Consider the following 25,539-nt stretch of genomic DNA (forward strand, 5'->3'; position numbering starts at 1 on the left):
CATGACGGCGCAGGACGACAAGCTGATCCGCATGGCGAACCAGATCGCCGCCTTCATGGCCTCGAAGCCCGAGGCCGAGCAGGCCCCCGGACTGGCGGCGCATATCAACGATTTCTGGGAACCCAGGATGCGGCGCCAGTTGTTCGCGCGGATCGACAGCGGGGCGGTGGGATTGGCACCGCTGGTGATGCGCGCCGCCCCGCTGATCCGCCGCCCGGCGGACTAGCCCCCGGTCAGCCGCGCAAGGGTGAATGCCGACAGGTCGATGGGGCTCTGCCCCTCGATCGCGCGCAACACGGCGCATTCACCGATGGCGGCAGAATGCTTGAACCCGTGGCCCGAGCAGGGCGAGACCAGTTGCACCAGATCCATCGTCGGATGCGTGTCGATGACAAAGGCGGAATCCGGTGTCACCGTGTACAGACAGGTCGCCGCCTTGACGACCCGCGGCGTCAGGCCAAGCAGGCGGCCTGCAAGGCTGTGATCGTAAAACCGGCGCGACTCCTCGTTGCCGACATCGCGGGTGAATGCGTTCGGATCCACAAGGGCGTTGTATTGCTCGTTTGCCACCTTCAGCGTTCCGCCGCCATCGAGGCTGGGAAAGCCATAGAAGAAATCGTCCTGCCCTTCGCCATGCGGCCACATGTAGACCGGGCCATCCGTCCATGTGCGCGCGAGATCGGGACGGTCCAGGGCGAACCAGTGCAGCATCTGGCGGTGCGGCTGGAACACGGGGCGCATCGCGGGTGGCAGGAAGTCGGCCACCCATGACCCTGCGGACAGGATCGCGCGGTCTGCCCGGATCGTACTGCCATCCGACAGGGTGGCGACAACGCCGCCGCCGTGCTGGTCCAGCTTCGCGACAACGGTCTGGGTCCGTATGGCCGCCCCCAGTCGCGCCGCCTCGGACAGTTGCGCGGTGATGGCCGCCTCGGGGCTGACCCAGCCGCCGCCGGGCTCGTAATACCCGACCTCCTCCGCCGTTGTCCCGAACTGGGGAAAGCGCCGGCGCAGATCATCGGCCGACAGCATCTCGTGCGCAATGCCAAAGGTTGTGGCGGCCTGTCGGGTGCGATGCAGAAAGGCGGTCCGTATACCCCGGTCGGTTCCGTCATCGGGCTGCGAGATCAACAGCGCGCCGCAGCGGTTCAAGATGCGTTGGCCCGTCCGGGATGCCAGCTCATCCCAGATGTCATGGGAGCGCAGCACAAAGGGCACATAGTCCACGCCTTCGCCGATGGCCTGACGGGTGATGCGCGTTTCGCCATGGGTAGAGCCCAGTGTATGGGGCGGGGCATGACGGTCCAGACCGATCACCCGCACCCCGCGCCGCGCGGCCTGATACAGCGCCGCACTGCCCATCGCGCCCAGGCCGATCACCATCAGGTCATATCCGCTGTGGTCCGTCATCGCTTGCTCCCGCTTGCCTGCCCTTGCGGCGGCGCAACATCGCGCGAGTGCGCGGTGGGTGCAAGCGGTGGCGGTCAGCGCCTTGCAGACCGGCAGACGGATGCGCCGGGCCGCACGCCGCCTGCCCATGCCGACCGCGCCCCACGCGCCGGCCCCATTGCACGCCGGTTCATCCCTGCGTCTCCAGAAAGCGGCGCAGCTTGCCGACAACCTGGTCCGGGGGTTCCTGATAGCCGAAAATCTGGCTGTAGCGCCCGTTCGCATCGAACAGCATCACATAGGCGCTGTGGTCCATGGAATAGTCTCCTCCCTCCAGCGGCGCCTTGCGGGCAAAGATCCGAAAGGCTTGCAATGCCTTCTCTGTCTGACCGACGGTGCCGGTCACGCCCGTCGCGCCGGGCAACCAGCCGACATAGTCGCGCAGCACATCGACGGTATCGCGTTCGGGGTCCACTGTGACGAACCAGGTTTTCAACGCGGCCCCCGCCGGGCCAAGTTCGTCTTTCCAGCCCATGATCTCGCCCATGGTGGTCGGGCAGACATCGGGGCAATGCGTGAAGCCGAAGAACACAAGCGACGGCTGCCCGCGCAGGCTGGCCTGGGTAAAGGGCTGGCCGTCGGTTGTTTCCAGCCGGTAGTCGCCTTGCCCGAGTGTGTCAGTCACCTGCGGCTCGGTCTGCGGCCCCGACAGGAACAGCCAGGACGCCCCCAGACCCACCACAAGAACAGCGCCCCAAAGCCCGAGACGCAACCTGCGCAGAGTGCGGTTCTTCGCCATGTCAGTGCCCTTGTCCATTGTCGTCAATGTGCAGAACGCCGTCGAACCGGGCAAAAGCCGCCACGTGGTCTGGGGGCAGTTGCGCCTCGGCTCCGGCCTGCGCCCTGGCAAGTCGCGCGGCAACCGTCGGCGCCACCCCCAGCGCAATCATGCCTGCCTCACCCTTCAGGCCGTCGCCTGTACACAGGCTGACCCGCCAAAGCCCGGCGTCGTCGCGGCGCAGCAACGCCCGCCCGCCGGTTTCCTGCTGCATCCAGCCGATGATGGCGACATCGCCGTCGATCAGGACAGGTGCCACGATCAGCGGGGCGCCATCGGTCTCGAACATGTGTTTCAACAGGCCGATGATGCGGCCCTCGTCGCCGTCGAGGGCCGATTGGTCGAATGCAGCCTGGCCGTGCGCGTGGGCGTGACCTGCATCCTTGCCAGCCGTATGCCCCGCAGGGCCGCGCGCGTTGAGCGCCAGGATGTCGAAGGGAACCGTGGCCGGACCGGCTTTCTCGAAATGCAGTGTCATTTCCAACCGTTGCCCTTCGACCAGCTTGTCGGTCAGACCCATGATCATCAGGTGCAGCCCGCCGGGGCGCAACGTGACCGAGCCGCCAGCAGGTATCTCCAGCCCCTCCGGCAGGTGGCGCATGACCATCACACCGTCCTTGTGGATCATGTCGTGGATCTGCACTTCTTTGCCCACGGGCGCCGTGACAGAAACCAGGCGGTCGGCCTGTGTGCCGTGATTGGTGAGGGTCAGATAGGCCCCGGCCACCGGGGCACGGGGCAATGTCGCGCGGGCGAAAGCCCCCGACACTGCCAGCGCCCCGGCTGTCACCTCGTGCGGTGCGGCACTTTGGGGGGCGGCCCCATGATGGCTGTGTTGCGCCACCGCATCGGCCGGAAACAGCGCAGCCCCCAGGAGCAGGGCGCAGATCCTGTGTTTCATGGTGATCTCCGTGTCATTTGAGGGTGAGTGTGCCGCTTAGCGTGGTCTTGCTGAAACGGGACAGGCGGATGTCCAGCGCGACAGTCCATGTGCCGGGGAACGGGAGAACAAGGTCGGGAATCCTCCATACCCCCTCGACCCCGTCGAGAGGGCTGGCAGAGCGTTCCAGCCCTTCGATCCCGCGCTCTGGCAGGGACAGCAGCAGCGTTGCGCCGATCACGCTGAGCGGGTTCATGTCGCCGTCGCCAATCTCGATATGCATGGCGATCGGCCCGGCCCGGCCCGGCGTGGCAATCAGATTGGCCATGACTGCATCGGAATGCAGATGGGCAAAGGCGGACGCCGCGGCAGGGGCGGCCTGTGCCAGGGCGCGCGGGGGCGGGGTGAACCGCCAGCCTGCGGTCAGGCCCAGAATGGCAACGGCGCACAACAGTTCGAGTGCAATGCCGCGTCGCATACGTCGTACGGCCTGCGCATCGCCAGCCAGCACCGGCGCGGTCAGACGCCAGCGGTTCGATGCCGCAAGCGCAAGCACGACTGCCAGCAGCACCAACTTGGCCGCAAGGATACGCGCATAGGGCGCGCGCCAATGTGCAACGTCACCCCCCAACTGGACTGTCGCCAGCGCGATGCCCGATCCTGCCAGCAGGATCACGGCAAAGGGGATGGCGGCGGAAAACCTGCGCAGCCCCGTCGTGTCGGTGTGCAGCGACAGGGCAAGGGGGATCAGGGCGCCGATCCAGAGCGTCAGCGCGATCAGATGTACCGCGACAAGCGGACGGGTCAGGGCCTGTGGCCAGGCTGCGCCCGCATGGCCGCTTGCGGCATAGGAGACACCCAACAATACCAGCGCCAACACCGCCGCCGACCTGGCCCAAAGGCCCGCGACCGCCAGCAGGGCGGCGGCCATCGCCATGGCGACGCTGGGGCCGAAGCTGGTTCCGGCGGCTGCGATCCAGGGTGCGGGCGTGGCAAGCGCGGCAAAGCCCGCACCCAGGGCATCCAGCCCGTGCAGACCCAAATAGGCCGGGGCGGCCAACAGCGCGACCGCCGCCGCACCGATCAGCGGTCGCCGGGCGTCCTGTGGCACGGGGGCCATGGCGCCGAACGCCGCCCCGCCAACGGCGACGACCAGCGCAATCGCCATAGCTGCCCGCGCCAGCCAGATCGCGCTGCGGACTGCGGTGTCACCTTCGGCAGGAACTGCGGCGGCGCCGGTCATCTCGCCGATCGAGAACAGCAGGGATCCGGGGATCGGGTGGCCGTCTTCCGACACCACGCGCCAGGACACCACATGCGTTCCCCTGCCAATTCCGTCCAGCGGGATCACAAGCTCTGTCGCGCCCGCGATGCTGTCGGTCAGATCGGTTTCCGTGCCATCCGGTGCGACATGCCGCACGACCAGCGGGCGCACGGCTTCGTTGAAGGTCAGCCGGACCGCCGCAGGGGGCATGGCCAGCATGGCGCCATCCGCCGGTGTCGTGGCCAGCAACACCGCATGGGCCAGTGTCGCGGGCGCGAGGATCGCCCAACTCAGCATGGACAAAAGAGCGAACAGGATCTGGCGCATCGGAAACCCTTGCAAGGTGGGGCGGCGCGAACGCCGCCCCCGGTCTGGATCAATGGCTGTGGCCGCCCTTGATCAACTTGACGCCCGGTGCGGGCATCGCGGCCTTGGGGTCGCCCGATGTGTCGATCCATGCGGCTTCGCCGCCGGCACATTCCTGCACGGCGGGGAAGTAGATCACGCTGTCCACCGGCAGATCGCCGGCAAACGAGCCGCGGAACACGAATTCGTCGTACCACGCATTTGGCAGGTTGCCTTCGGACCAGACGATTTCCTTGACGCCTTCGGTCATCTGCGTGCCGTGGTTGTCATAGGGTTTTGCATAGGGGCCAGTCACGGTTTCCAGTTTCCAGCCCGCCTTGGGCATCGGTTTCACGTTGTAGAACCCTTCGGGGATCTGGACGCGGACGGTGTGGGTCGCCTCGGTGCCGCAACCATGGGGCACGCGCAGGACGGCCTTGTAGGTTGCGCCGACCTTGGCCTGCTGCGTTTCAAAGGTTGCATGAGCAAAGGCGGGGCTTGCCAGCGCGGCGATTGCCAGGGCGAGGGTGGTTTTGCGGATCATGTCATGTCTCGTGTGTTGACGTGTCAGGGAATGGGCCGGGCCTGCGGTTCTCCGGCAGGCCCCGGCGGTTGAGGGCAGCCATGCGGACAGCGGCCAGACGATTGCCCCCGACGCCCCGGCGGCCTGTGTGGCCATCGGTGACGGGGCAGTCGTCAATGCGGCGCGGCGCGGCGTTTTCGCTTGGGGCGCTGCGCGGGCACTGTCGCAGGACGGGGTTTGCGGTTGGTCTCTGTCACGGGCGCCATGGCGGCGGCCTGACACGCGCCGACAGGGATGTCAGGCGTGGCATGGCCGCAGAACATGCGGGATCGCATGGGCTCCGGCAACAGGATGTCTGCGCACACTCCGCCACATGCCCGATGGGCCGTCAGCGGAATGCCCGTGGCGGCGGGTCACGAGGACCGCCGGTCAGCCTTGTGCCGGAGGTGCCCGTGGCTGGCCTGGCTGCCAATATCGCGTGGCCGCGGGGGCATCATCCTGCGCGCGCAGCAGCGGTTCGTAGGACCGGGCAACGAGGGCGGGCAGCGCCACCGGCTGGGGCGGCAGTGCGATGTCGGTCTTTCCCAGCGCATGGGCGGGACAGCCCGAAACGGGGATGTCCGGGCCATCCTCTTCCTGTGCCAGCGCCACACAGATCGACCAGCCGCCAGGAAGGACATGGCCGGTCTTGGCCATGGCGTGCAGCAGGCCCGAGGTCTGGTGCAGGGGCGCCAGGAGCGCCAGCATCCACACGGCAAGCATGGCCAAGGCCAGACCCGTCTCGCGCAAAATTGTGATGCTGGTGCGATGGCGTGTCATGCGGGCTCCCGTCGGCACCATACGCATCCGGCGCAGAAAGGACAATTCCCGGATCGCTTTCTGCGGATCACGCGGGCACGGTTTCAGCTGGCGGCGTCGGCAAGCGGAAGGGGAAGCCTGACCTTGACGGTGGTGCCCGTGCCGGGGGTGCTGTCAATGGTGATGTCACCGCCCATGGAACTGACGATGTGCCGCACGATCGACATGCCCAGTCCGCTGCCGCCGAACTGGCGGGTGGTGCTGCCGTCTGCCTGTTCGAACTCGTCGAATATGCGCGCCACCTGATCGGGCGACATGCCGATGCCGGTGTCTGTCACGTCGATTTCCAATGTGCCGTCGCGGCGATCGGCCACCGTCACCCGGACTTCGCCCTTGGCGGTGAACTTGATCGCATTGCCCACCAGATTTCCGACCACCTGCTGCAAACGGTGCGGATCGCCGGTGCGGGCCGCCAATACGCCGCCCGGCACCATGACAGAGAACGACAGCCCCTTGGCATCTGCCTGTCGCCAGAACAGCGTGTCGATCCGTTCGGCCAGATCCAGCGGATTGAATCTGGTGTTTTCCATCACCATCTTGCCCGCCTCGATCTTGGCCATGTCCAGAATGTCGTTCAGCAGGACCAGCAGCAATTCCCCGGATTCGCGGATGGTCGCCACCATCGTCTTTTGATCGGGGCGCTCTACCATGTCGGAAAGAACTTCGGCCATGCCAAGCACGCCGTTCAGAGGTGTGCGGATCTCGTGGCTCATGTTGGCAAGGAAGCGGGATTTGGCGCGGCTTGCCTCCTCTGCGCGATGGGCAGCGTCCTTGAGGCGTCGCTCGTATAGGTATTGGTCGGTCACATCGGCAATCGACAACACGATCCGCACCTTGCCGGGCCGGTCGCTGGCCAGATGGGTCGCGTTGAGCGACACGATGCGCCGCTCGCCGTCGCAGCGGCGCAAGGCCGATATACGCTGATCGCGCAAGATGGCCTTTTCGGACAGTAGCCGGGCAAGTATGCCCTCCAGCCCTTCGATTTCGCTGCCATCCGGCAGGCGGATCTCCCATGCGGGATCGCTGATGCGGATCGTGGTGGCCGGGGTGACATGCACGCCCAGAATGCGCTCTGCCTCGGCGTTGGCAAAGACGAAGGTTCCGGTCTGATCCAGGGCGATCAGGCCCGAAAGGCTTGTCTGGGTCAGTGCGGCCTGAAGATCGCGTTCATCGTCCAGCGCGTGCTGCAATTGCAGGCGCTGGGTCACATCGTGCATCCGCAAGACCCAGCCCACCGGGGCGGTCCTGTCGTTCAAGGGGCGGGTCAATGGCGCGACAGAGACGGAATAGTGCTGTTCCCCGATCCGCAGCAGATTGCTCTTTTCGCATGGCTCGCCGCTGGTGACGGCCGTGACCAGCGGGCCAAGCCAATCTGCGCATGAGGCTGGCAGGCCCTGTCTGGGCAGGGCTTCGCCGATCAGGCGCCGGCCTTCGGGGTTTGCCGTCAGTAGGTTGCCCTTGGGGTCGATCACCAGCACAGGGTCGGGCACGATGTAGAACAACACGTCGCGGGCGATGGAATCTGTATCCATCATGCGGTTGTTCACAATCATCCACGCCAGGATCGACAAGACCGCAGAAAACGCGAATGGCGTAGGATCGAAGCCGAAAACGGTGACTCCGAACACGATGTAAGACACATTTGCCAGCGCCGGAACCGTCGTGATCACGAACAAACCGGCAAAGAAGGTGCGGAAGGGCCGTTGCGCCAGAAACGCACCGATGAGCGTCTGGACAATGGCATATCCCAGGAACAGATACAGATAAGCCGCCAACAGATAGAACAATGGCCCATGGTCGAAGACGCCGCTGATCAGCCCGTTCTCTTCGATCAGCCGGGTGTCGGGGCCATAGAACATCTGGTGCAGCGGGTTGGTCGCCGCGATGATCAGCGCAACCAGTGGCCCGCCAATCAGCAGGATACGCCCCAGCGGGCGGACCCGGCTTGCAATCAGCGGGAAGCAGTACTCCATCAGAAAGAATGACCAGGCGGTCGGCAGCAGCACGATCATCGACCAACTTGCGCTGGCCCAGAACACCTTGCAGTCCAGCGACGGTTGCGACATTTCCATCAGGCTGCCGAACAGCCATGCGGCCATGGCCATCATGGCGATCTGGAAGTGATCCTTGCCGAAAAAGACCTTTTGCCGCCGAAGCCACAGTGTGACCCCGATCACGCCAAGCATGACGAAGAAGGTCAAGGCCACCCGTTCGTCGATGATCTGCGGACGGAAACACTGCATCATGGGCGGAGCCTTTGTTGTGGCGTGTGACGCTCTTTTGCAGATGGACCAGATTGCATGGCCACTCGCAACCCAAGAGTGCAATGTGGCAGCATGTTCAGGCAAGACCTGTTAAAGTCTTGCAAAATGGCGCGTCTCCGGGGATTTGAATGGAAACGGATCGGGGTTGGCACTTGAATAGCGATGATCGGACGATAGCGGATTTGGGCGGTCTCTTGGCCGCCTCTGGCGAAGAGTGCCTGTTCATCGTTCTGGCGCTGGACAATCTGGACCATCTGGAAATCGTGGCCCCCGTTGGCGTGCCGGCCCGGTTGCGGGATCTTGTCGGGGCGTGCATCGTCGCGGAATGTCCGGCCGGTACCGTGTTGGCCCGTCGTGAGGGGCGGCAGTTCGTCATCATGTTGCCGGGGGTTGATGCGTCGGGGGCCGTGCGGCTGGCGGACCGCCTGATCCGCGCCGTCCCCCGGTGCCGCATCGAGGCCGGTGGGCGCCATCATGCCGTGACCGCCCGGATTGCGACTGTGTCCACCGCGCTTGCCTGCCCGAGAACGCCGGAACGTGTGCTGCAACTGGCCGATGCGGCGGCGGTTCTGGCGCGTAGCCGGGTCAGCGGGCCGGGCACCGTGTTCCTTAAGGGGGATACCGCCCTTGCAGCGGTCGAGCTTGCCGCCCGTCATCTGCTGGATCTGCCTGCCGCCTTGGAACAGGGGCGCATCCACCTGTGCGCCCAAGAGATCGTCAGCCTGGATCCAGAGCCGGGAGGCGCCCGTGAGTACGAAGTTCTCATGCAGCTTGTCGACGAGGACGGCCGCTTGCACGCCCCCGGATCCTTTATCGACGGAGCCGAAAAAAGCGGGTTGATCGAGCTTCTTGACCGCAGCGTCATCAGCACGGCCCTGTTGGGCCATGCCGACATCTTGCAGCGCGCGCGCAACGTTCGGCTGTCGCTGAACCTTTCGGGGCGGTCGATCAGCAGCCCTGATCTGTGGCCCTTCCTGCAAGATGTCATCGGCCGGTCAGGCGTCGCGCCTGCCCGGATCCAGTTTGAGATCACCGAGACGGCGGCCATTCTGGATTTGCCGGTCGCACAACAGACGGTGCGCTCCATGCGTGCCGCGGGCTGCCGCGTTGCCCTGGATGATTTCGGTGCGGGCTTGTCGGGATTCGCCTATCTGAACAGCTTCGAGCTGGACGGGATCAAGATCGACGGGGCGCTGATCCAGAAACTTACCGACCCGGAATCGGTTGAAACCGCTGTCGTTTCGACCCTGATCGCCCTAGGGCGGCGGCTGGGGCTGGAGGTCGTGGCCGAACATGTCAGCACCGAGCCTGCGCTGGATGTGCTGCGCGCCATGGGTGTGGGAAAAGTGCAAGGTTTTCTGCTGGGTTGTCCGAAAAATCTGCGGCAGGTCTTGGACGCTGGCGCAAACTCCGTTTAAGGTGAAGGCTGGGGTTGGCTACAACCTTGGCAAGAACCATGGGATGCGGCACGCGATTGGCCATGACAGGACTGTTCCGGTATTGGTCGGCACCGTTGCGTGCGGCCATGGCGACTGCGGCGCTATGGGCGGCGGCGGGCTGCGCCTATGTGCAACCGTCCAACATGCCGCTGACCCGTCAGCAAGCCGAGGAGCTTACGCCGCTGGTGCCGGTTCCGGCCTCGCGTGCCTGGATCAGCCCCGACGGACTGCAACTGGTCTTTCACCGTGATCTGCCGGGCGGCGCCGAACAGCGGGTGTTGCTGGCCAACCATACGCCCGTAGCGGGTGATAACCAGATGGTTCTGCGCATCCGCCAAACCTATGGCGAAGCCGGTCGATTGCGGTTCGAGGATTTCGTGCACCGGATCGGCGGCCTGCCTGCGCCGTTCGAGGCGTTTTCTCCCGGCGCCTTTATCGACGGCGAGGATGATCTTGGCCCGTATTCCTGGGCGGAAGAGCGCGTTGGGGCGGACATCATCTGCGTTCTCGCGATTCGGCGTCTGGCGACGGGGCGGCGGCATCTGCCCGCACAGGCCGATGCGATGGACATCCTGTTGCGCAATTGTGTCGTGGGATCGGCGGAACAGGCGTTGAGGCCCATTCTGGCGCCCTCGGTCATGGGCAGCCCGCAGGGCACGGCATCTGCGGGGCAATCCCGGATGTTGTCCGCATTGGCGGGGCCATCGCAATGAGGCCCGGCCGACAACGCCCCGCCCGCCATGAAGGAGCCTCTGCATGAGCGGTTCCAGAAGGTGGCCGGTGATGTTCGTGGGGCTGTGGCTGGTGATGCTGGTGCCCATCGTGGTGCTCAGTTCGGCGCCGGCGTCCAACGCGGCGCAGGTCGTGCTGTCCCTTGCCGCGCTGGTGATCATCGCGCTGATGAAGCCCTTTGCCCGCCACATCGTCGCGCGCAGCGTCCTGCTGGGCGTGGCGAGCGTCATCGTGCTGCGCTATTGGTTCTGGCGTCTGACGGCAACGCTGCCGGATGCCGGGCTGAACGCGTCATTCATCTTTGCCGTGCTGCTGTTTGTCGTCGAAACCTATTCGATCCTCGTGTTCTTCCTGAACACGGTGATTTCCGCCGACCCTGTCGACAGGGGCCTGCCGCCGCGGGTGGAATTGGACCAGTTGCCGACCGTCGATATTCTGGTGCCGTCCTACAACGAGCCGGTGGAGATGCTGTCGATCACGTTGTCGGCGGCCAAGAACATGATCTATCCGGCCAAATTGCGGACGGTCGTGCTGTGCGACGATGGCGGCACTGACCAGCGCTGCAATTCGCCCAACGAGGAGCTGGCCCGTGCTTCGCGCGAACGGCGGGCCCAGTTGCAGGCGCTGTGCCAGGAGCTGGGGGTGGTCTATTCCACCCGCGCCCGCAACGAACATGCCAAGGCCGGCAACATGAGCGCGGCGCTGGAGCGTCTGAACGGCGAACTGGTGGTGGTGTTCGACGCCGACCACGTGCCCAGCCGTGACTTTCTGGCGCGCACGGTGGGCTATTTCGTGCAGGATCCCCAGTTGTTCCTGGTGCAGACCCCGCATTTCTTCATCAACCAGGACCCGATCGAGCGGAACCTGGGCCTGGCCTGCCCGCCCGAGAACGAGATGTTCTATGGCATGATCCACCGTGGGCTGGACCGTTGGGGCGGGGCGTTCTTTTGCGGATCGGCGGCTGTCCTGCGGCGCAAGGCGCTGGACAGTGTGGGCGGGTTTTCCGGCGAAACGATCACCGAAGATGCCGAGACCGCATTGGACATCCATTCCAAGGGCTGGCGCAGCATCTATCTGAACCGCGCCATGATCGCAGGCTTGCAACCCGAGACCTTCGCCTCGTTCATCCAGCAGCGGGGCCGCTGGGCCGCTGGCATGATGCAGATGTTCATGCTCAAGAACCCGCTGTTCCGTCCCGGACTGAAGCCCTTGCAGCGGCTGTGCTACCTGAACTCGATGAGTTTCTGGTTCTTTCCGCTGATCCGGCTGATCTTCCTGCTGGCGCCGCTGACCTATCTGTTCTTCGGGGTCGAGATTTTCGTGACCACGATCCAGGATGCCATGGCCTATACGCTGGGGTACATGGCGGTCAGCCTCATGGTGCAGAACGCGATTTTCGGCAAATACCGATGGCCGTTGATTTCAGAGATCTACGAAACCGCGCAGGCGCCCTATCTGGGGATGGCGATCATCCGCACGGTCCTGCGACCACGCGGCGCCAAGTTCAATGTGACGGCCAAGGACGAGACGCTGGAGGCCGATTATATCTCGCCGATCTTCATGCCGTTGTTCGTGCTGTTCCTGCTGATGCTGCTGGGTGTGGTCGTCCTGGGCGCGCGCTGGCTGGCCTTTCCGGGGGATCGCAGCGTGCTGTCCGTGGTGGGTGTCTGGGCGATCATCAATTTTCTTCTGGTGTCGCTGTCGTTGCGCGCCGTTTCGGAAAAACAGCAACGCCGCACCTCGCCCCGCATAGAGATGCGCGAACCGGCGCTGGTGGGCTGGTCCGGTCTTGAGGGTACGCTGGATGCCGAGGTTCTGGATGCCTCCACCAGTGGCGCGCGGGTTCGTCTGCTGGATTCGCCACGCCTGCGTGATCTCCAGGGTGTGCGGGAGGGTGACGAGATCGTGGTCCGCCCGCGGTTTCCCGATGCGCCGCATCTGGAGCGCGACGTGCGCGCCGTGGTGCGTGGAAAAATGACAACCAGTGGCGAAGGCAACGTTCTGGGCCTGATGTTCGTGGCCGACCAGCCGATGGATGTGCGCGAGGCGGTGGCCTATCTGATCTTCGGGTCGAGCGAGAACTGGCTCGCCGTGCGCCAGCGCGGGTTGCGGGGCAAGGGGCTGGTTGCGGGCCTGTTGTACGTGCTTTGGCTGGTCCTGGCATCCTTTCCCAAGACCATTGCCGATCTGCTGCGCGAACCGGGCCGGCGGCGGCAGGCCGCGGTGACAGAGCGGCTGGAGCGAAAACCTGCCCATCTTGTGGCCTTTGGCGCGGATTTCGACACACCGGAGTACCGGCAGGACTCGCGTCTGGCGCCGGGCACCCTGATCGGGATCGGGGAGCGGCCATGAAGAGCTGGCTGATCTGGCCGATGGTCGTGGCGGTGCTGTCAGGTGCCGCCATGGCTCAGGACGCCGGGGGCGGTGGCGATATCGTGCTGCCCGACATTGCACCGGCCCAGGACGACTCCGGCGTTGCCGTCCCGGATGTTCTGCCTGCGCCTGCCATGCCCCGCGCGCCAGCGACGGCGAGCCCGGAGCCCCTGCCGCCCCCCGACCGTGATCGCGCACCGGAGACGGCCCCGCAGGCCGGTGAGGCGCAATGGATCATGCCGCTTGCCCCGGCACAGGCCAATCTGCCGCGCGCGGTTCAGGTCGGCGCCTCGCTGCCGTCTCCGGGGATCCTGCGATTGACAGGCGAAACAGTGAGCGCACAGTTGCGGATGGTTCTGCCGCAAGGTGCGCCGCCTGAAATGCTGGTGCTGACGCTGCAATCCAGCGTCAACATCTTGCCCGATACGGCCCGGCTGCGCCTGTCCGTCAACGGCGGGGCGCCCATCGACGTGCCATTGCAGAATCTGCGCGGTTTCGGTGCGGTGGACGTGCAGGCCCCTGGCCTGATCGCGGGCGAAAACTGGCTGGATCTGTCGGTCGCCCAGCCGCACCGCATCTTCTGTGGTCCCGAAGCCAGTTTCGGCGTCTGGACCGAAATAGACCTGCACCAGAGCGGTGTGGCTCTGGCGCCCTCGGCCATTCAGCCGGGGCCCGAAGGCTTTGCGGTTGCTGTGCAGGCGCAGGCCCTGCGCGACGGGGGGGTTGATCTTTTGGCCGATCCAGCCACCCCGCCCGCCGTGCTGCGCGCGGTTGCCGCGACGCTGGCGGATGCGCTGGGGGGCACTGCCCCTGTCTCGGTGCGCTCGTTCTATCTTGCCCGCCCGTCGGCCCTGGCGGCGGTGGCGGTGATACAGTCGGATGCGCCGCGCGTGTCGTTCCGGCGCGGTGCCAGCGGCACCTTGGTGATGCAGGTGGAATACACGGCGGATGCCGTGCCCAATCTGACAGGGCTTCTGCCAGCGGCACCGGCGATGGCGCCGCGTCCGCTGGCATTGTTGCAGGCGGGGCAGGCCACGCGCCTTGCCGACCTCGCGCAGGGCGACATCATCGGGAACACGCATTATTTCCGGGCGGACCTGCCGTTCCGCCTGGCGGATGACTGGTTGCTGCTGGCCAACCAGAAGGGCCTGCTGCAACTGCGGTATGGCTTTGCAGAGGGGTTGCCGCAAGGCGCGATCCTGCTGGTCAAGGTCAACGGCACCACCGTGCGCCTGCTGCCGCTCGACCGCGACGGGGGGCGGGTTCTTCCGCCGCTGGACATCGGCTTTCCGACCAATCTTTTGCACCCCGGACCGAATGCTCTCAGCTTCGAGATGATTGTTCCGGGCGACCCGCCCGATATGGCATGTGCGCCGCGCCGCGCCGATATGTTGGCAATCCTGGCGGACAGCACGCTGTTCGTGCCCGCGTCACCCCGGATGCAAGAGGCCGGGGCCGCCGTGGCCTTGCGCAACCTGACACGCGAGGGCGTCGGCGTGGCAACTGACGCCACGGACCCGGCTGCGGCCGAGGCGGCGGGGATCGTGCTGTCCGCGATGCTGGCGCCGGTGCCGAACGGAAACGGGCAGTCCCGGCTGACGATCGTGACATTGCAGGATGCCGCCCTGGTGCCGCTTGCGGGACTTGGGCTTGCGGCAAGCCACCTGCGCGATGTCCTGTTCGAGGGTCCGGCCATCGCATTCGCAGACTCTGCGGCACCTGGGTCGCCAGCGTCCCCCGCGTTCCGGCTGATCGAGGAAGAGGCCGCGACAGCCGCGCCCGTCATGGCGCCCAGCCTTCCTCAGCAGGTCTGGTCCGGCCTGCGCGATGTGTTCACCTCCACCGGCTGGTTCGCACGTCAGTATGATGCGCTGGTTGCAGCCGCCTTGCCGGGATCGGAACAACCGCTTGCGGCATGGTTGGCGGCGCGCAGCGGCAAGGCGCTGTTGTTGCAGCCAGATGCCGCGGCCCCTGGCGATCTATGGCTGGTCCTGGCGCCGGATGCCGATACGCCGCAGGTCGCAAAGGCGATCGAGGATCTGCGCATCAGCGGCCTGGCGACGGGCGAGGCCGCGTTGCTGGACGACGATGCGGAGTGGCAGATCTGGTCCGCCGGTCGGATGCCCGAGTTGCTGGAGCCTTTGGGGCCTGACAACATTCGCGCTGTGATCGGCAATTATGCCTCCTGGTCGCCGCTGGCGTTCATGCTGGCCCTGTTGGGGCTGGCGCTGCTGTCTACCTTGCCGGTGATGCTGTATCTTGTGCTGACGCGCCGCAGGGGAGGAGCACGATGAAGCGCCGGACCTTTCTTGGTGGCCTTGTGGCCACCCCGATGATGATTGGCCCCGCCGGCGCCGCCTCCGCCACCTTTGCCGAGGATCATCCCCTGCAAGCAAGCTGGCGCGCCTGGAAACGGGTGTGCCTGTCGCCCGAAGGGCGTGTGATCGACGGGTTTCAGGGCGGCGCCAGTCATTCCGAGGGGCAAGGGTATGGGCTGACGCTTGCTGCGCATTTCGGTGACATTCAGGCCGCGAACAGCATCATTGCCTGGACCGAGGCAAATCTGGCGGTTCGCGGGGACTCTTTGCTGGCCTGGCTTTGGCGCCCGGACAGCCAGCCGCGTGTCGTTGACCGCAACAATGCCAGCGATGGCGACCTGTTCTATGCCTGGGGTCTGGTGATGCTGGCCCGTGGGCGCAACCGACCCGAATTGCTGGAGCGCGCGCGCCAGATCGCCGCCGATCTGTTGCGCCATTGCCGGGTGCGGAATCCGTCGGGGCAGGGCTGGCTGCTGCTGCCGGGGGCGTCAGGCTTTTTGCGGGAGGGGGGCGGGGTGGTGATCAACCCGTCCTACATCATGCCGCGCGCGATCGAGGAGGTGGCGGCAGCCACCCGGCTGCCCGATCTTGCGGAAATGGCCGAGGATGGGCGCCGTTTGTGGGCAGATCTTGCGGCGCGTGGCCCGGTGCCTGACTGGGTCCTGGCCACCGCTTCGGGCTATGGCCCGCCGCCGCAGGGCTTTTCCCCGCGCTTTGGCTACGAGGCGATCCGCGTCCCGCTGTTTGCCGTCTGGTCCGGCGAGGCGACGAGCCCTGCCTTGCGCAGCTATGTCGCGGCCATTGCCAGTGCGGGGGGCGACGCTGTGACCGTCTATGACCCGGTGACGAAAACAGTGGTCGAACGCAGTGCCCATGCAGGCTATGCTGCCGTTGCGGCCCTGGCCGGATGTGTGGCTTTGGGCGGGGCTGGTTCGCAGATGCCGGTTTTTGCCGATACCCAACCCTATTATCCGGCGACGCTGCACTTGATGGCGCTGGTTGCCCAGGCTCAGGTCTTTCCGCGATGTGTACCCATATGAACCGTCTCGCCACCCTTCTGGCCCTGTGCCTTGCCCTGACGCCCCCGGTGTTTGCCCAGGAGGCGCCACAGCAGGACGAGCTGCTCGCGCTGAATTTTTACATCGCCCAGAAGGATGCAACGGCGATCAACGCCGAATTGCGGCGGTTGCAACTGAAATATCCGGGCTGGACCCCGCCGCGCGACCTGTCCCGGCTAAATGGCGCCGGACCGTCGGCCGAGATCGACCAGATCTATGCGCGGATCGCCGCAGGCTCCTTTGCCGATGCGCGGGCCTTGATCGCATCGACGCAGGCCGAATACCCGGACTGGACCCCGCCAGAGGACATGTTGGCGTTGCTCAACACGTCGGAAGGGCAACAGGCGTTGGATCGCGCGCTTGCCGATGGCCAGCTCGATCAGGCATTGCGCATTGCATCGGGCACCGCAGGGTTGCTGCGGTGCGATCGCGTGAACAATGCCTGGCGCATTGCCGAATTGCAGGACAAGGCAGGGCGCCAGGCTGCGGCGCTGACCACCTACCGCGCCATCCTGTCGGCCTGCACCGAATTCGAGTCCATCTCTGCGACATTGGAAAAGGCTGATACGGTTGCCGATGCCGAGGCGCTGAAGGAGTTGTTCGCCCAGAGCAGAACGCGATTTCCCGCCCGTGCGTCGGATCTGACCGAACTGGAGGCCCGACTTCTGGCCGGGCGTGGCGATGTTGCGGTGCCCGAAGCTGCCGCCAACCCGGTTCGGCCAGAGCCAAGGCCCCGGCCTGCGGCCACAGCGGCGGCACCGTCAGCGGCCGCGACAGGCGGTGCTGGAGGAGGCTCGGCGGCAGCCGCGGCCCGGTCGGGCGATTGGGCCCGTTGCCTTGCGCTGACCAATGGCGCGCGCGCTGCGGGTGCCCTCTACGAACGCGCCTGGTGTGCCTACAACATGGACCGCACGATGGAGGCGGTTTCCGCCTTTCAGTCCGCCCTGGCTGCGGGGTTGGATGCCGACCGCACGCGGGACGCGCGCTATGGTCTTGCCCTGGCCTATCTGAAGCTTCAGATGCCGGATAATGCTGCGTCTATCGCGGTTGCCACCAATTTCACCCGCAGCCAGCGGGTGGACATCGAACGTCAGATTCTCGACCAGCGCGGAGTTGCCGCCTATAGCCGCAAGGAATATCGCAAGGCGATCGAGTACTTCGACGCAATCGAGACGATCGCGGGCGGTCTTCGGCGCGATCTGGCAATTCTGCGCGCCTACGCCTATCTCAACAGTGGAAACCGGGATGCCGCGCGACGTCAGTTCGAAAAGATCAACAACCAGTTGTCAACCGATGCCAGCCGTGCAGGACTTGCCGTAACCGAGTGACAATCAGGCGCCGATGAACACATATCGGGTTTGGAATGGGTGAATTGGTGGCGGGGTGGTCTGCTGCTGTCGCAAAATTGACTGCAATGGTGGCCGGGAACCAAGTTTTCGCCGTGACTGCCCTAAGATTTGCACAATTTTAGCTATACTTTGGGATGAGGCATAAAGAAGGGGCGGGCAGGTGGGTTCGGGAAACCATGCTTATGCGGCCAATAGCTGCCATATGGGAACCGGCGCAGACCGCGCCGTTGTTGCGCTAGCGCCCCGCCGGGTTGCGGATGATCTGCAAGAGCGTCGCCGTCTGGCGGCACTGTTTGCCATGGATGTCCTGCAAAGCCCGCGCGAACCGCTGGTGCAAAAGCTGCTGCGCCTGGCGCGGCTGGAGTTCGGGACAACTGGCGCGGCCATAGTTCTGATCGACCGTTCGACAGCCTATTTCCACACACGTATAGGAACCAATGCCCGCCGCTGTCGCCGCGACGGCTGGTTTTGCGACCTGACCATCGCGCGGCGCGAGCCGCTGATCGTGCAAGACACCTCGACCGACCCCCGCACGATCGGGGTTCCCGAAGTGGCCGGGGCACCAGGTGCGCGCAGCTATGCCGGTTTTCCCCTGATGACGCGGGACGGCCATGCGATTGGCACCCTTGCACTGTTTGCGCGCGAGCCGAATCGCATCGTAGAAGGGCGCGAGGAGATTGGCCGGCAACTGGCCTCGATCATCATGGAGGCGCTCGAACTGCACCGGCTTGCCTCGCGGGATCCGCTGACCGGGGTGATGAACCGCCGCGGCTTCATGGATCAGTATGAACGAGAGCTGGCACGTAGCGAACGCGAACGCAGGCCGCTGTCGCTGGCGATGGTCGATATTGACCATTTCAAGATGATCAATGACACCTATGGCCATGGGGTTGGTGACATCGTGCTGCGGCTGGTGGCCGGATCGCTGACGCCACAACTGGCCGAAGGGGCGACGGTCGGGCGCATCGGTGGTGAAGAATTCGCAATCCTCCTGCCGGATCTGACCAATGACCAGGCAGTCCCCGTCATAGAGCAGGTCCGAAACACCATCGCAGGGCTGGTCGTCAATGAGGCGCCGGATCTGCGCATCACCGCCAGCTTCGGACTTGCCCAGTATGGGACCGAGGCGCGCACGGATGTCCAGTTGCTCGCGCTGGCCGATGCGGCCCTGTATCATTCCAAAGAGCATGGCCGGAATCGCCACACCCTGGCGCGCGATCTCGCCGCAGCCTAGGGGCAGGCCCGGCCATCCCGTCAGGGATGGGGGCGCAATGCCTCGATGGTGCTGATCAGTTCCTGACGGCGGAACGGCTTGGCAATATGGGTGTCAAAGCCACCCATGATGTATTCGTCCAACTGATGTTTCAGCGCATTTGCCGTGACGGCCACGGCGGGAATATGCGGGCGGCCGAGCTGGTCTTCCTCGGCCCTGATCGCGCGCAACGCCGACAGCCCGTCCATGACCGGCATGGCAATGTCCAGCAACAGCATGTCCAACTGCGCGGTTCGCCAGGTTTCCACGACTTGTGCCCCGTCGCTGACAGCCGTGATCGACGCGCCGGTATTCGCCAGCATTTCGCGGATAACCATCAGGTTGGTGGGGCTGTCATCGGCGATCAACAGTTGCAAGCCGGAGAAAGGCGCATCGACAGCCTTGGCCCGCACCGCGCTTCGCCCAGTGTCTGACGCATCGACGGTACCGAACGGCAGCGTGAGCTTTGCCGCGCCGGATGGCGTCTGGTCGATCAGGCCCTTCATCAACCCCACCAGTTCAATGGCGCGGACTGGCGGTGGTTGTACGCCCGATACCTCGACTGTCAGCGGGCGTTCCGGGCGACCGCTGAAGAACAGCCGGACATTTCCACTGGGGTCCGGGTTCGCCAGCAACAGGTCAAGCACCTCGCGCAGGCGGAACGGGTCGCCCTTGCGGCGCCGACCGGCGCCCATGGCGATCGCCACCTCCAGATGGACGCCCCTGTCGCGCAGAAGTGGAGAGAACGCATCCTCGCATTCCCGCGCGATTTCGGCCAGCGCGAATTCTACCGACGGGTCGTTGTCCTGGTCCTGGCCTGCCATGCGAAAGCCCACACACCTCATTGGAGAAGAAGATTTACAAAAAGCGACCTGTCGCGCACATGGCGCCAGTTCGGCAATAAGCACATCTCACCCTAGTCGTGTATTGACCATACTGCAAGCATCCAACAGGCGAACAGGCGCGGCGAATCGGGGCAACCGAAAGGACATGCCCTGTCGGGACACAGCGGTCGCGGTGCCGCCTATTCCATCTGCTTCACGATGTCCGAATAGGTTCTCAGATGCGTTTCCATGGCATTCGCCGCCGCTTCGCCATCCCCGGCGCGCAGCGCTTCCATCACCCGCTCATGCGCGACAATCGCGGTCATCCTGTTCTCGAAGGTTGTCACGGCCTCATAGGCGGTCGCTTCCAGTCCGGTGGCGAGAATGGCCTCCATCAAGGCGGCCAGTGGCTCGTTCCGGCTGGCCTGGGCAACCGCAAGATGCCAACGATAGTTGAGCCTGCGGTATGTGACGACATCGTTCTGCGCCTTGCTGAACTGAAGGTGCAGGTCTTCCATGAATGCCAGCTCTTCGGCTGTCCGGTTCTGGGCGGCCAGCCGCGCCATCATGGGTTCCACCGCCGCCCGCGCATCCAGCAAAGCACTCAGCGCCACGCCATTGGTGCGAACGAACAGTTCGACCGACCGGGCCAGCATGGCCCGTTTCGGCGCGGCCACCCGCGCCCCGCCAGAACGACCCAGCGAGATTTCGACGAGGCCCTCGGTCTGCAAGACCCGCAACGCCTCGCGCACCGATCCGCGGCTCAGGCCGGTTTCCACCACCAGCTCGCGCTCCGGGGGTAACATGTCGCCGTTCTGGTATTCGCCGCGCAGGATCATCTCGCGCAGTTGATCCGACAGGCGTTCGGCCGATTTCCGGGTGGCACTGCCGGGGCTCTTGTGTTCGGTCAACTTCATGGCGATGCCTCCCCAGCCCCGGTGATCCTCGCAGGCGGACCGATCCGCCGGATAGAGGCGATTGCCTGTGGTCCGCATATCGCCGCCGATCCTACAGAGCCGCCATGCCGTTCGTAAAGCCGCGCCCGCAGATCCCGTGCACACTGGCGGAATACAAAACGGCCCGGACACATATGTCCGGGCCGTTTTGTCAGTGGTGAGCCCAACAGGATTCGAACCTGTGACCCACTGATTAAAAGTCAGTTGCTCTACCAACTGAGCTATGGGCCCACTGTGGGCGCCGTCCTAGCGATGCGCGCGGGGGTGGTCAAGGGGCAGGCGGCGGAAAAATGTCGAAGCACTGGCGAAAAGTTCAGAGCGGGCGTATATCGCCGCCATGAGTGTACAGCCCCCCCCGCGCCCCGTCAGCTTCGTCAAGATGCATGGCCTGGGCAACGATTTCGTCGTGATCGACCGCCGCGCAGGTGGCTGCGCGGTTACGCCCGATCTTGCGCGCCGTCTGGGCGACCGGCATCGCGGCGTTGGCTTCGATCAGTTGGCGGAGATACATTCCGACGCCACGGCGGATGCACGGCTGGTGTTCTGGAACGCGGATGGCAGCATCGCCGGCGCCTGCGGCAATGCGACCCGCTGCGTCGGGCGCCTTTTGCTGGACGAGACCGGCAAGCAGATCGTGACCCTCCGCACCGATCGGGGCATGTTGCAGGCGGTTGATGTCGATGGTCGGTTGACAGCTGTCAACATGGGCCCCCCCTTGCTGCAAGCGGCGGATATCCCCTTGGCCGCCCATGCGGATCCGCTGAACCTGCCGGTGCCGGGCAATCCGGTGGCTGTCGGGATGGGAAACCCGCATTGCGTGTTCTTTGTCCCTGATGCCGATTCGGTTGATGTGGCCCGCGAAGGTGCCGCGATGGAACACCATCCGTTGTTTCCACAAGCGACGAATGTGGAATTCGCGTCGTTGGCCGGGCCCGACCGCCTGCGGATGCGGGTGTGGGAGCGGGGCACCGGAATCACCTTGGCCTGCGGATCGGGCACCTGCGCCACGGCCGTGGCGGCCCATCTGCGCGGCCTGACCGGGCGGCGCGTCACCGTCGATGTCGATGGCGGAACGCTGGAAATCGACTGGCGCGACGACGGCGTCTGGATGACCGGGCCGACCGCCCTGGTGTTCCGGGGCGAGTTTCTGTGATGTCGGCGCCGGTGTTCCATACGCTCGGGTGCCGCCTGAACGCCTACGAATCCGAGGCGATGCGCGAACTGGCCGAACAGGCAGGGGTGCATGGCGCCCATGTCGTCAACACCTGCGCCGTGACTGCCGAAGCCGTGCGCAAGGCGCGACAGGAAATCCGCCGCATCCGGCGCGACCATCCCGATGCGCCGATCATCGTGACCGGCTGTGCCGCCCAGACAGAACCCGAAACCTTCGCCGCGATGCCAGAGGTTACCCGCGTCATCGGCAATACCGAAAAGATGCAGCCGGACACCTGGAAAGCCATGGTCCCCGATCTGATCGGTGCCACCGAACGGGTGCAGGTCGATGACATCATGTCGGTGCGCGAAACCGCAGGCCATCTGATCGACGGGTTCGGCCGCCACCGCGCCTATGTCCAGGTGCAGAACGGCTGCGATCACCGCTGCACCTTCTGCATCATTCCCTATGGCCGGGGCAATTCGCGCTCGGTTCCTGCGGGCGTGGTGGTCGAACAGATCAAGCGTCTGGTGGACAAGGGCTTTCTGGAGGTGGTGCTGACCGGCGTCGATCTGACCAGTTGGGGGGCCGATCTGCCGGGGGAGCCGCGGCTGGGCGATCTGGTCATGCGCATCCTGCGGCTGGTGCCCGATCTGCCGCGCCTGCGGATCAGCAGCATCGACAGCATCGAGGCGGATGACAACCTGATGCTGGCCATCGCCAGTGAGCCGCGCCTGATGCCGCACCTGCATCTCAGCCTCCAGCATGGCGACAACCTGATTCTCAAGCGTATGAAGCGCCGCCACACCCGTGACGATGCCATCCGCTTTTGCGACGAGGCCCGCCGCTTGCGCCCCGACATCATCTTTGGCGCCGACATCATCGCCGGGTTCCCGACCGAGACGGATGCACATTTCGAGAATTCTGTAAGGCTGGTGCAGGACTGCGACCTGACCTTCCTGCATGTGTTTCCGTTCAGCCCCCGCAAGGGCACCCCCGCCGCCCGGATGCCCCAGCTTGCAGGCCCGCTGATCCGCGACCGCGCCGCCCGCCTGCGCGCGGCAGGAGGCGCTGCGCTGGCCGGTCACCTTGCGGCCCAGATCGGGCAGACCCACCGCATTCTCACCGAATCGCCGCATATGGGCCGAACCGGGCAATTCACCGAGGTGCGCTTTGCCACGGCGCGGCCCGAGGGGGCCATCGTCACTGCGACAATCTCGGGGCATGATGCGACCGGGCTCCACGCGGACTGATTTCATCTTGCCGGAAATACCCCACGGGGGTCCGGGGGTGTGAAACCCCCGGCCCATCCGCCCTTGCATTCCGCTGCTCTTGGGCGTATATCCCACGCAACAGCGGCGCTACCGGGTCCAAACCGGCGGCCCACCGGAAGATCGTACGGGCCGCTATGGCCCGTTTTTTGTTTCTGGGGTTTCCAATGTCCGACCTCACATCCGACCTTATCGCCAAGACAGCCATCGACCGGCGTCTGGCCGCCCTCATCCAGCCCACCATAGAGGGGCTGGGGTACGAACTGGTGAGGATCCGCCTGATGGGCGGCAAGACCCGCATCCTTCAGATCATGGCCGACACGCCCGACGGCGGTATCAACGTGGAAGATTGCGCGAAAATCTCTACGGCTGTCTCTGCCGTCCTCGACGTCGAAGACCCGATCGAGGACAATTATACGCTCGAAGTGTCCAGCCCCGGAATTGATCGCCCGCTGACGCGGTTGAAGGATTTCGACATGTGGCAGGGCTATGAGGCACGTGTCGAAACCACCGAGCTGATCGACGGTCGCCGCCGCTTCAAGGGGGCGCTGGCCGGAACCGATGGCGACGAAGTGCTGATTACCATCGAGGAAGGCGGCGAAGATCTGACCATCGGCCTCAAGTTCGACTGGCTGTCCGATGCCAAGCTGATCCTGACCGACGAGTTGATCGCCGAAATGCTGCGCCAGCGCAAGGAATCCGGTGCCTTTGATGGTGCGGATATCGACGAAGGCGGCCTTGACGGGATCGAGACCGAAGAAGACACCGACGACGACGCGGACGCCGAAGACGCCGCGCCCACCAGGCACTGACAGGAGGCCGCGATGGCAATCACCTCTGCCAACCAGCTCGAGCTGCTGCAAACCGCCGAAGCGGTGGCGCGCGAAAAGATGATCGACCCGGATCTGGTGATCCAGGCCATGGAAGACAGCCTCGCCCGCGCGGCCAAGTCACGCTACGGCGCCGAGATGGACATTCGCGTCAAGATCGACCGCAAGACCGGCCGCGCGGCCTTTTCCCGTGTCCGTACGGTGGTCGAGGATGACGCGGTAGAGAATCACCACGCGCAACTGACTGTGAAGCAGGCAAAAAGCTACCTGCGGGATCCGCAGGTCGGTGATGAGGTTGTGGACGAGGTGCCGCCGGTCGATCTGGGCCGCATCGCCGCGCAGTCCGCCAAGCAGGTGATCCTGCAAAAGGTGCGCGAGGCAGAGCGGGATCGTCAGTACGAGGAATTCAAGGACCGCGTCGGCACCATTCTCAACGGCACCGTCAAGCGCGAAGAATACGGCAACATCATTGTGGATATCGGTCGTGGCGAAGGCATCCTGCGCCGCAACGACAAGATCGGCCGTGAAAGCTATCGCATCGGGGATCGCATCCGCGCCTTTGTCAAGGACGTGCGGCGCGAGGCCCGTGGCCCGCAGGTCTTCCTGTCGCGCACTGCGCCGGAATTCATGATGGCGCTGTTCAAGATGGAAGTGCCGGAAATTTACGATGGTATCATCGAGATCAAGGCCTGTGCCCGCGATCCCGGTTCGCGTGCCAAGATTGCCGTGATCAGCTATGACAACTCCATCGACCCCGTGGGTGCGTGCGTCGGTATGCGCGGCAGCCGTGTGCAGGCGGTGGTGAACGAGCTGCAAGGCGAGAAGATCGACATCATCCCGTGGAATCAGGATGTGGCAACCTTCCTCGTGAATGCGCTGCAACCGGCCGAGGTGTCCAAGGTCGTGTTCGACGAGGATGCCAGCAAGATCGAAGTTGTGGTGCCGGACGAGCAACTGTCGCTGGCGATCGGTCGCCGGGGCCAGAACGTTCGCCTTGCCAGCCAGTTGACCGGGCTGGATATCGACATTCTGACCGAGGCCGACGAATCGGCCCGCCGTCAGGCCGAATTCGCCGAGCGCACCCGTCTGTTCATGGACACTCTGGATGTCGATGAGATGATGGCGCAACTCCTGGTCTCCGAAGGGTTCACGAACCTAGAGGAAGTCGCCTATGTCGAGGTGGATGAACTGCTGGCGATCGACGGGTTCGACGAATCGACCGCCGGAGAGCTTCAGGCCCGCGCCCGCGACTGCCTGGAAGAGCAGGCACGCAAGGCGATGGAAGCCGCGCGGGCTCTGGGTGTCGAGGACAGCCTGGTTGAATTCCAGGGCCTCACGCCCCAGATGCTGGAGGCCCTTGGCAAAGAGGGCATCAAGACGCTGGAAGACTTCGCCACCTGTGCCGACTGGGAACTGGCTGGCGGCTGGACGACAGAGAACGGGCAGCGCAAGAAGGATGACGGTATTCTGGAATCCTTCGACATGAGCCTTGAGGAAGCCCAGACCCTGATCATGACCGCGCGTGTCATGCTGGGTTGGGTGGACCCGACCGAGTTGGAACCCGAAGCCGTCGAGGCCGAGGAAACCGAGGAGGACGAGGCCTGAACGGGGCCTCGGGAGGCG

At 64.9% G+C, this 25,539-nt stretch carries 21 protein-coding genes and 1 tRNA gene; 12 read left to right on the forward strand and 10 right to left on the reverse strand.

Annotation, left to right across the window (positions count from 1 at the left end; translation table 11 throughout):
* The first annotated feature begins 1 nt into the window (after position 1).
* Entirely contained in the window at positions 2-226 is a 225-nt protein-coding gene (locus BW970_RS14895) for a formate dehydrogenase subunit delta (RefSeq protein WP_076532803.1), read from the forward strand.
* Here BW970_RS14895 and solA read toward each other — a convergent pair.
* From solA to BW970_RS14930, 7 genes are all read right to left on the reverse strand, one after another.
* A complete protein-coding gene (gene solA, locus BW970_RS14900) occupies positions 223-1,410 on the reverse strand; it encodes an N-methyl-L-tryptophan oxidase (protein WP_076532805.1) in 1,188 nt (395 codons plus the stop codon). The two genes, BW970_RS14895 and solA, sit on opposite strands and share 4 nt — an antisense overlap.
* Before the next feature lie 169 nt (positions 1,411-1,579).
* Positions 1,580-2,188 carry an SCO family protein gene (locus BW970_RS14905; protein ID WP_083701294.1) on the reverse strand — a complete coding sequence of 203 codons (609 nt, stop codon included), beginning with the start codon at positions 2,186-2,188 and terminating at the stop codon, positions 1,580-1,582.
* Position 2,189: 1 nt separating this feature from the next.
* A complete protein-coding gene (locus tag BW970_RS14910; protein WP_076532810.1) occupies positions 2,190-3,128 on the reverse strand; it encodes a copper uptake system-associated protein in 939 nt (312 codons plus the stop codon).
* A 13-nt stretch (positions 3,129-3,141) separates the two neighbouring features.
* Positions 3,142-4,698, reverse strand: coding sequence for a copper resistance CopC/CopD family protein (locus tag BW970_RS14915; RefSeq protein ID WP_076532812.1), 1,557 nt, complete (start codon positions 4,696-4,698; stop codon positions 3,142-3,144).
* A gap of 49 nt (positions 4,699-4,747) precedes the next feature.
* The gene (locus BW970_RS14920) at positions 4,748-5,260 is read right to left on the reverse strand and encodes a YcnI family copper-binding membrane protein (protein ID WP_076532814.1); all 513 of its coding nucleotides are present in this window, start codon (positions 5,258-5,260) and stop codon (positions 4,748-4,750) included.
* Between the two features lie 408 nt (positions 5,261-5,668).
* Positions 5,669-6,058, reverse strand: a complete 390-nt coding sequence (locus BW970_RS14925) for a hypothetical protein (protein WP_076532816.1) — start codon at positions 6,056-6,058, stop codon at positions 5,669-5,671.
* Positions 6,059-6,141: 83 nt separating this feature from the next.
* On the reverse strand, positions 6,142-8,343 hold the full coding sequence (locus tag BW970_RS14930; RefSeq protein ID WP_076532818.1) for a sensor histidine kinase: 2,202 nt from the start codon (positions 8,341-8,343) through the stop codon (positions 6,142-6,144).
* Between the two features lie 200 nt (positions 8,344-8,543).
* Between BW970_RS14930 and BW970_RS14935 the strand changes: the two genes are divergently transcribed.
* The 7 genes from BW970_RS14935 to BW970_RS14965 all read left to right on the forward strand — a co-directional run bounded on the left by BW970_RS14935 (position 8,544) and on the right by BW970_RS14965 (position 18,864).
* Positions 8,544-9,779, forward strand: coding sequence for a bifunctional diguanylate cyclase/phosphodiesterase (locus tag BW970_RS14935; protein WP_159441447.1), 1,236 nt, complete (start codon positions 8,544-8,546; stop codon positions 9,777-9,779).
* 62 nt (positions 9,780-9,841) lie between these two features.
* Positions 9,842-10,513, forward strand: coding sequence for a hypothetical protein (locus BW970_RS14940; protein WP_076532822.1), 672 nt, complete (start codon positions 9,842-9,844; stop codon positions 10,511-10,513).
* Positions 10,514-10,556: 43 nt separating this feature from the next.
* Positions 10,557-12,884, forward strand: coding sequence for a UDP-forming cellulose synthase catalytic subunit (bcsA, locus tag BW970_RS14945; RefSeq protein WP_083701296.1), 2,328 nt, complete (start codon positions 10,557-10,559; stop codon positions 12,882-12,884).
* Positions 12,881-15,199: a cellulose biosynthesis cyclic di-GMP-binding regulatory protein BcsB gene (locus BW970_RS14950; RefSeq protein WP_076532826.1), complete on the forward strand. Its 2,319-nt coding sequence runs from the start codon at positions 12,881-12,883 to the stop codon at positions 15,197-15,199. The genes bcsA and BW970_RS14950 overlap by 4 nt, the downstream gene beginning before the upstream one ends.
* Complete coding sequence (locus BW970_RS14955; protein ID WP_076532828.1) at positions 15,196-16,263, forward strand: family 8 glycosyl hydrolase; 1,068 nt, start codon at positions 15,196-15,198, stop codon at positions 16,261-16,263. The genes BW970_RS14950 and BW970_RS14955 overlap by 4 nt, the downstream gene beginning before the upstream one ends.
* Positions 16,260-17,609 (forward strand): tetratricopeptide repeat protein, encoded by a 1,350-nt coding sequence (locus tag BW970_RS14960; protein WP_083701297.1) that lies wholly within the window; start codon positions 16,260-16,262, stop codon positions 17,607-17,609. Before BW970_RS14955 ends, BW970_RS14960 begins: the two co-directional genes overlap by 4 nt.
* Positions 17,610-17,790: 181 nt before the next feature.
* Positions 17,791-18,864 carry a GGDEF domain-containing protein gene (locus BW970_RS14965; RefSeq protein ID WP_083701298.1) on the forward strand — a complete coding sequence of 358 codons (1,074 nt, stop codon included), beginning with the start codon at positions 17,791-17,793 and terminating at the stop codon, positions 18,862-18,864.
* A gap of 20 nt (positions 18,865-18,884) precedes the next feature.
* Here BW970_RS14965 and BW970_RS14970 read toward each other — a convergent pair whose 3' ends face one another.
* The 3 genes from BW970_RS14970 to BW970_RS14980 form a co-directional block, all read right to left on the reverse strand.
* Positions 18,885-19,706 carry a response regulator gene (locus BW970_RS14970; protein WP_076532832.1) on the reverse strand — a complete coding sequence of 274 codons (822 nt, stop codon included), beginning with the start codon at positions 19,704-19,706 and terminating at the stop codon, positions 18,885-18,887.
* 200 nt (positions 19,707-19,906) lie between these two features.
* Positions 19,907-20,623: a FadR/GntR family transcriptional regulator gene (locus tag BW970_RS14975; protein WP_159441448.1), complete on the reverse strand. Its 717-nt coding sequence runs from the start codon at positions 20,621-20,623 to the stop codon at positions 19,907-19,909.
* Between the two features lie 194 nt (positions 20,624-20,817).
* Positions 20,818-20,893 (reverse strand) — tRNA-Lys (locus BW970_RS14980).
* Between the two features lie 106 nt (positions 20,894-20,999).
* On the opposite strand from BW970_RS14980, the gene dapF reads away from it, so the two are divergent.
* The 4 genes from dapF (at position 21,000) to nusA (ending at position 25,521) form a co-directional block, all read left to right on the forward strand.
* On the forward strand, positions 21,000-21,815 hold the full coding sequence (dapF, locus tag BW970_RS14985) for a diaminopimelate epimerase (protein WP_076532835.1): 816 nt from the start codon (positions 21,000-21,002) through the stop codon (positions 21,813-21,815).
* Positions 21,815-23,068 carry a tRNA (N(6)-L-threonylcarbamoyladenosine(37)-C(2))-methylthiotransferase MtaB gene (mtaB, locus tag BW970_RS14990; protein ID WP_076532837.1) on the forward strand — a complete coding sequence of 418 codons (1,254 nt, stop codon included), beginning with the start codon at positions 21,815-21,817 and terminating at the stop codon, positions 23,066-23,068. Before dapF ends, mtaB begins: the two co-directional genes overlap by 1 nt.
* Before the next feature lie 185 nt (positions 23,069-23,253).
* Complete coding sequence (gene rimP / locus BW970_RS14995) at positions 23,254-23,898, forward strand: ribosome maturation factor RimP (protein ID WP_076532993.1); 645 nt, start codon at positions 23,254-23,256, stop codon at positions 23,896-23,898.
* 12 nt (positions 23,899-23,910) lie between these two features.
* Positions 23,911-25,521 (forward strand): transcription termination factor NusA, encoded by a 1,611-nt coding sequence (nusA, locus tag BW970_RS15000; RefSeq protein ID WP_076532839.1) that lies wholly within the window; start codon positions 23,911-23,913, stop codon positions 25,519-25,521.
* Positions 25,522-25,539 lie beyond the last annotated feature (18 nt).

The organism is Gemmobacter megaterium, assembly GCF_900156815.1.
Lineage (GTDB): Bacteria > Pseudomonadota > Alphaproteobacteria > Rhodobacterales > Rhodobacteraceae > Wagnerdoeblera > Wagnerdoeblera megaterium.